Origin of the sequence: Blautia caecimuris, assembly GCF_024622975.1 — a bacterium.
Classification (GTDB): Bacteria; Bacillota; Clostridia; order Lachnospirales; family Lachnospiraceae; genus Blautia_A; species Blautia_A caecimuris.
The window spans coordinates 1-7007 of record NZ_JANJZT010000065.1; the positions used below are offsets into that span (position 1 = coordinate 1).

General features: G+C 37.6%; 6 protein-coding genes. All 6 read left to right on the top strand.

Going from position 1 to position 7007, the window contains the following annotated elements; genetic code table 11:
• The first annotated feature begins 80 nt into the window (after positions 1–80).
• The gene (gene cas3 / locus NSA57_RS19035; RefSeq protein WP_257465803.1) at positions 81–2219 is read left to right on the top strand and encodes a CRISPR-associated helicase Cas3'; all 2139 of its coding nucleotides are present in this window, start codon (positions 81–83) and stop codon (positions 2217–2219) included.
• 491 nt (positions 2220–2710) lie between these two features.
• On the top strand, positions 2711–3178 hold the full coding sequence (locus NSA57_RS19040; RefSeq protein WP_257465804.1) for a DUF3990 domain-containing protein: 468 nt from the start codon (positions 2711–2713) through the stop codon (positions 3176–3178).
• Entirely contained in the window at positions 3162–3602 is a 441-nt protein-coding gene (locus NSA57_RS19045; RefSeq protein ID WP_138270175.1) for a hypothetical protein, read from the top strand. Before NSA57_RS19040 ends, NSA57_RS19045 begins: the two co-directional genes overlap by 17 nt.
• An 18-nt stretch (positions 3603–3620) precedes the next feature.
• Positions 3621–4283, top strand: coding sequence for a type I-C CRISPR-associated protein Cas5c (gene cas5c / locus NSA57_RS19050; protein WP_173753249.1), 663 nt, complete (start codon positions 3621–3623; stop codon positions 4281–4283).
• Positions 4280–6028 carry a type I-C CRISPR-associated protein Cas8c/Csd1 gene (gene cas8c, locus NSA57_RS19055; RefSeq protein ID WP_257465805.1) on the top strand — a complete coding sequence of 583 codons (1749 nt, stop codon included), beginning with the start codon at positions 4280–4282 and terminating at the stop codon, positions 6026–6028. The genes cas5c and cas8c overlap by 4 nt, the downstream gene beginning before the upstream one ends.
• Positions 6029–6940 carry a type I-C CRISPR-associated protein Cas7/Csd2 gene (gene cas7c, locus NSA57_RS19060; RefSeq protein WP_173753245.1) on the top strand — a complete coding sequence of 304 codons (912 nt, stop codon included), beginning with the start codon at positions 6029–6031 and terminating at the stop codon, positions 6938–6940.
• Positions 6941–7007: the final 67 nt, after the last annotated feature.

Genomic DNA, 7007 nt, shown 5'->3' on the forward strand with positions numbered 1-7007 from the left:
TGGCTTATTCACTGAGATATGAAAGGTTGAAAAACCTTGAATTTTCAATAGAAAACACTTGATTATATGAGGAGGAAAAAATGGAATATATTGGCCATTTGGAAGGGGAAAGGACTCAGTTATTGATTGAACATCTGAAAGGAACTGCAGAATTATGTGAAAGTTTCGCGGCAAAATTTGGAAAGGAGCAATGGGGGTATTGCTGTGGGCTCCTTCATGATATTGGAAAATATTCGTCAGAATTTCAAAAAAGAATCAGGGGAGAAAGTAATGCAGAGGTAGATCATTCTACTGCAGGAGCTCAGATTTGTATGAAGAGAGACGGATTATATTCGTTTATAAGCTACTGTATTGCAGGACATCATTCAGGGATTCCGGACTATGGAAATTATCGAGATACGGGAAGTGTATCAAGTCTGGCAGGACGTATGAAGAAAAAAATTTGTGATTACAGTGCTTACAAGAAGGAAGTACGTATTCCAAATCTGGATACCATGCCAGTGGGAGCTGATGAAAACGGATGTAACGATTTTGCATTAAGTACTTTTATACGAATGTTGTATTCCTGTTTAGTGGATGCAGATTTTTTGGATACAGAAGCTTTTATGAAAAACGGCGAGACAGGTCGGGATTCTGGAGAAAGTATAGAAATACTTCTGGATAAGCTGAAGAAATACACAGAGAAATGGTTGCATAATACAGACATTAATACAGTAAATGGAAGGCGGACAGAGATTCTTAAAAATTGCTACGAAATGGGAAAAAGAGAGAAAGGGCTTTTTCGGCTTACTGTGCCTACAGGCGGTGGAAAAACGATTGCATCTTTGGCCTTTGCTTTACAGCATGCGATGAAGCATCATATGGACAGAGTGATTTATGTAATACCATATACCAGTATTATAGAGCAAAATGCAAAAATATTCCGAACGATTTTGGGAACGGAGAATGTTTTGGAAAACCATTGCAATGTAGATTATGAGGCTTTGGAAGAATTAAAACCCATGCAGCTTGCAGCAGAGAACTGGGATAAGCCTGTGATTGTTACAACCAATGTTCAGTTTTTTGAGTCTTTGTTTGCTAATAAGTCATCTAAATGCAGGAAAATACATAATATTGCAAACAGTGTGATTATTTTTGACGAGGCCCAGATGCTTCCAACTAATTATTTGAAGCCCTGTGTGGCAATGATTGAGGAACTGGTAAGGCATTATGGAGTCAGTGCGGTACTCTGTACAGCAACGCAGCCTGCATTACAGTCATTTTTTGGACAGGGTGTGAAAGCTGAGGAATTGTGTCCAAGAATGGAGGAGCAGTTTAAATTTTTTAAAAGAACAACTCTGAAAAATATAGGAAAGATTGAAGAGGACGAGCTTGTAGAAAAACTGTCTGGCGAACATCTGGCTCTTTGTATTGTAAATACCAGAAAACGAGCGCAGATATTATACAGTCGTCTGCAGGGAGAAGGAGTATATCATTTATCTACTTGTATGTATCCTATACACAGGAAGAGAATGTTGGATGAAGTCAGGGAAAGGCTGGAGAATAACAAACGCTGTATTTTGATTTCTACAAGTTTGGTAGAAGCGGGAGTAGATTTAGATTTTCGGTCAGTATATCGTCAGCTGACGGGTGTAGATTCTATTGTTCAGGCAGCTGGAAGATGTAATCGGGAAGGCAAGAATGCGGCAGAGGAAAGTTTTGTTTCGATTTTTCAGTTTGAGGAAAGAGATTATGTGCCAGGACAGCAAAATCAACTGGATGCAGCCGAAGAGCTGATAAAAAAGGATGCAGATTTTTTTGCCTTGGAAAGTATTAATGAGTATTTTCAAAATTTATATTACCTGAAAGGAAACAGTTTAGACGAGAAAAAAATTTTGGAGCAATTTGAAAATAGAAATTATAATTTTGCAAAGGTAGGAAAAGAGTTTCAATTGATTGAAAATAATACGATGACGGTTTTTGTCCATGGAGACAGTGACGCAGACAAGATTATGCAGCAAATAAAGGAACGGGGATTTACCAAAGCCGGAATGCGTAAAGCTGGGCAGTATTGTGTGAATGTTTATGAAGAGCAATTAAAAAGTCTGTATGATGCCGGAAAGGCACGGCTTGTATCAGAAGATATGCCTGATTTTTATGAACTAACGGATCAGGAGCAATATAATGAGGAATTTGGACTGAGTCTGGAAGTGGAAAAGGGTGCGGCATGTTTTATTTAAAAAGATAGGAGAGGCATTGATTATAAAAGATATACTTTGAACAAATAAAGTTTGGGGAATAAGAAGAAAAAGCGGTACAAATGAAAAAACATTTGTACCGCTTTTGGCATTAGATAATTAGCTAAGATGTTATAATTTCAATCCTCAGGTAATCCTGTCAGCATTTAGTATAGTATATTTAAGTGATAAATTCAATTATGATTTAATATAAGTTGTGTTATAAAAAAGTCAGATTTTTGAAATATATTTTTTGTAATAGATATATAGTTTCTTTTGTTTATATCGTGGCGAACATCATAAAGAAAATTATATCATTTGGGGAGGATTTTTCTTATATGAAAAAAATAACTATGTAACAATAAAATTAAAATTCTATAATATCTTTCTAACAAAATACTTGATATATACAAATGAAAGTGATATATTAAATTTATAATTATCAGACTTAAAGGGAATTATTATTACAGTTTCTGTAAAATGGAGGGGTGTATATGATTTTATATCATGGGAGTGCAGACATAGTAGAATACCCGGAAGTGCGAAAAGCGAAATATAACAAGGACTTTTATTACGGGTTCTACTGTACTCAGTATTTAAAACAGGCAGAACGCTGGGCGACTCGTTATGGAAAAAAGGGATATATTAATAAATATGAATATATTTCTAATCCTGATCTTAATTGTCTGGTTTTTGAAAAAATGACAGAAGAATGGTTGGATTTTATTGTCGCATGCCGTCAGGGAATTTCGCATCAGTATGATATTGTAGAGGGACCCATGGCTGATGATACAATTTATAATTATATACAGAATTTTATAGATGGAAAAATTTCACGGGAGGCATTTTGGGAACTGGTTAAATTTAAGTATCCGACCCATCAGATCAGTTTCCATTCAATATCTGCTCTTGACACGTTAAAATTTATAGGAAGTGAGGCTGTTTATGGGAACAAAAAATAACAATAGTCTGTTTTTTACCTGTAGTTTAATTGAATATATAGGAAGAAAGGTAAAAAGAACCCGGAAGGAGGTGACAGACTATCTGGGAAAGGATGAAATAAACAGAATTTATGATTATGCAGATGTATTTCACTGTGAGCCTATTGAAAAAGTAGCAGATGAATTTATACAAGAAAATGAAATTTCCAATGGAACATTTGATAATGTAAAAGAATGCAAGTATGCAGTGCCGGATTATTGGAGTGTGGGAGAGGTATATGAAAGGCTGATTGAGGATTGCTACTCAGATGGAAAAATATTGGACGGGATATGGGAGGTATATCATTCCTGGATAGATGCTCATATATCGGATTATAATACAGATTTTTATTACCAGCCGAGAGATTATATTGCAGTATGCTATGAGGAAGGCAGGGTGATCTAATGGAGAAGGAGGAATTTTATGGCAAGGGGAGTAAAAATTCGGGTATGGGGAGATTTTGCTCTTTTCACAAGACCGGAAATTAAGGTGGAAAGATATTCCTACGATGTGATGACGCCATCAGCGGCAAGAGGCATTCTGGAAGCAATTTACTGGCATCCCGGTATGCGGTGGATTATTGACAAAATCTATGTAAATAAACCTGTTCGTTTTACCAGTGTCCGCAGAAATGAAGTAAAGAGCAAGATATCTGCCAGTAATGTGCTGAAGGCATACAATGGAGGAGATAAGCCGCTTTATCTGTGCAGCAAACAGGAGATTGTTCAGAGAGCGTCTGCGATACTGACAGATGTAGAATATGTAATAGAAGCACATTTTGAGATGACGCAAAAGGCTAATGAATCAGATAATCCCGGAAAATTTAAGGATATTATTATGAGACGGCTGCGAAGAGGAGAATGTTTTCATATGCCGTACTTTGGATGCAGAGAGTTTCCCGCTCATTTTGCTTTATGTGAAGAGGATGATATAGCAACTGCCTATGATGATGTTCCGGAAAAGGATCTGGGGATTATGCTTTATGATATGGATTATACAGACCCCGGCAATATACAGCCTGTATTTTTTCGGGCAGTTATGAGACATGGTGTCCTGAATCTGGCAGACTGTGAGGTGATACGATGATTTTGCAGGCATTGGCTACCTATTATGAAAAGCTTGCAGAAATGGGAAAGGCGACTCGTCCCGGGTGGTGCACAGCTAAAGTTTCCTATGCATTAAATTTAACAGAGAAAGGAGAACTCCAGGGCATCATTTACCGGAAAAAGAAAGAGGAGCGGGGGAAAAAGACAGTAGAGGTTGCAGTTCCCATAACAGTTCCGGAGATGACAACAAGATCTTCAGGAGTCTCAGCAAATTTCCTTTGCGATAATGCTAAATATATGTTGGGAATTGATAAAGAGAATGACGAAAAAAGCAGAAAAAGAGCACAGGAATGTTTTGAAGCTGCAAGAGAAAAACATCTGTCAATTCTGAAGAATGCACAGGGTAAGATGGCGATGGCAGTAAAAAGATTTTTTGAAAATTGGAATCCCGAGAAGGCTTTTGAAAATCCGATTATCAGAGACAGACTGGAGGAGCTTACAGATGGAGGAAATCTGATTTTCTGTATGGGTATTCAGGAAGAGGCACAAAAAGACGAGGAAATAAAGAGCATTTGGGAGAAATCTTACCTTGAAGCAGAGAGCGGAGACCAGGGGATCTGTCTTGTTACAGGAAAAAAGGGAGAAATTGCCAGAATACATAGAGTGATTAAAGGAGTGCCCGGCGCCCAGTCCAGCGGCGCAGCTCTGGTATCTTTTAATGCACATGCTTTTGAGTCCTATGAAAAATCTCAGAGCTACAATGCTCCTGTCAGCAAGGAGGCAGAGTTTGCTTACACGACTGCTTTGAATTTTCTCCTGTCTGATAGAGAGTACTCTATGCAGATTGGAGATACTATGGTTGTATTTTGGGCTGAAAGCGGCAGAGATGAATGCAGAAAAGTGTTCTGGTTGTCCGCTAATCCTCCAAAAGATAATCAGAAAGAGATTGCATCATTATTTGAAGATATAAAAGAACATAAATATATTAATTGTGATGAGGAAATTTTAGATCCAAAACAGAAATTTTATATTTTGGGAATTGCACCAAATGCGGCCAGACTTTCTGTAAGATTTTTTTATCAGGATTCTTTTGGAAATATACTAAATAATTTTTCTTTGCATTATCAGCGGATGAACATGGTAAAGCCTTCCTGGGAACAAAGAGAATTTCTGGGAATCTGGTCAATGCTGTATGAGACGGTAAATCAGAAATCAAAAGATAAAACGCCGGTTCCTAATATGGCTGCCATGGTACTTCGATCAATTGTATCCGGTGGACAATATCCTCAAAGTCTGTATTTAGATACACTGATGCGAATTCGGGCAGAACAGGGGGAAGTAAATTGGGGACGAGCTTCAATCATAAAAGCATTTCTGATACAAAATTATAAATGGAAGGAAGGAGAAGAATATATGGCATTAAATGAGGAAAGTAAAGATACGGCATATGTATTAGGACGTTTATTTTTTGCACTGGAGGCAGTACAGATGGAGGCCAATCCGGATATAAAAGCTACAATCAGGGATAGATATTTCAACTCAGCCTGTACAGCGCCTGCATCCGTATTTCCTGTTTTATTCAGACTGAAAAACAGTCATATGAAAAAGATTGAAAGAGATAAAGGAAGCTCTAAAAAATATTACGAATATCTTTTTACAGACATTACAGGTAAATTAGATGATATTGAATTTCCCGCACAGCTGACATTAAAGGAACAGGGAAAATTTATTCTGGGCTATTATCATCAGAAACAGAAAAAATATGAGAAAAGGGAGGAAAAATAAATGGGAGAGGCAATTAAAAACAGATATGAATTTGTGGTTTTGTTTGATGTAGAAAATGGAAATCCAAATGGAGATCCGGATGCGGGCAATATGCCGAGAATAGATCCGGAAAGCGGTCTTGGAATTGTTACAGATGTTTGTTTGAAAAGAAAAATCAGAAATTATATAGAAACAGTAAAAGAGGATGAGAAAGGGTATAAAATTTATATTAAAGAAGATGTTCCGCTAAACCGAAGCGACAGGGAAGCCTGCACCAGTGTGGGAGTTCAGGAAACAGATGATAAAAAAGTGACAGAAGCGCTGAAGAAGCTAAAGAAAAATGAACCGGGAACAGATGAGAAGCTACGGGATTATATGTGCAGTAATTTTTATGACATCAGAGCATTTGGTGCAGTCATGACTACTTTTGTAAAAGCTGCTTTAAACTGTGGACAGGTAAGAGGACCGGTACAGATTGGGTTTGCCAGAAGCATCGACCCGGTTATGAGTCAGGAGGTGACGATTACCAGAGTTGCTATTACAACAGAAAAGGATGCAGAAAATAAGAGCACAGAAATGGGGCGTAAGAGTATTGTTCCTTATGGTCTGTATCGGGTAGAAGGGTATATTTCCGCTAACCTTGCACGCAGAGTTACAGGTTTTTCTGAAGATGATCTGGAACTTTTGTGGGAGGCTATTATTAATATGTTCGAACATGATCATTCAGCTGCAAGAGGAAAGATGGCGGTTCGAGAATTGATAGTATTCAAACACAGTAAAGAGCTGGGAGATTGTCCGGCATATAAACTGTTTGACGCAGTGGAAGTAACAAAGAAGGAGAATGTTTTTTATCCAAGAAAGTATCAGGATTATGTTGTAAAGGTACATGAGGAGGAGATTCCGGATTCGGTAGAAGTAAAAAGGATGATATAATTCATTAGGAAAGTATCAGATTCAGAGTTGACAAAAAGAGCAGTTCTGCAATAAATCGGAACTGCTC

Coding starts and splice junctions, on each gene's coding strand:
- cas3 (WP_257465803.1), top strand. CDS start 81: ATGGAATATATTGGCCATTTGGAAGGGGAAAGGACTCAGTTATTGATT.
- NSA57_RS19040 (WP_257465804.1), top strand. CDS start 2,711: ATGATTTTATATCATGGGAGTGCAGACATAGTAGAATACCCGGAAGTG.
- NSA57_RS19045 (WP_138270175.1), top strand. CDS start 3,162: ATGGGAACAAAAAATAACAATAGTCTGTTTTTTACCTGTAGTTTAATT.
- cas5c (WP_173753249.1), top strand. CDS start 3,621: ATGGCAAGGGGAGTAAAAATTCGGGTATGGGGAGATTTTGCTCTTTTC.
- cas8c (WP_257465805.1), top strand. CDS start 4,280: ATGATTTTGCAGGCATTGGCTACCTATTATGAAAAGCTTGCAGAAATG.
- cas7c (WP_173753245.1), top strand. CDS start 6,029: ATGGGAGAGGCAATTAAAAACAGATATGAATTTGTGGTTTTGTTTGAT.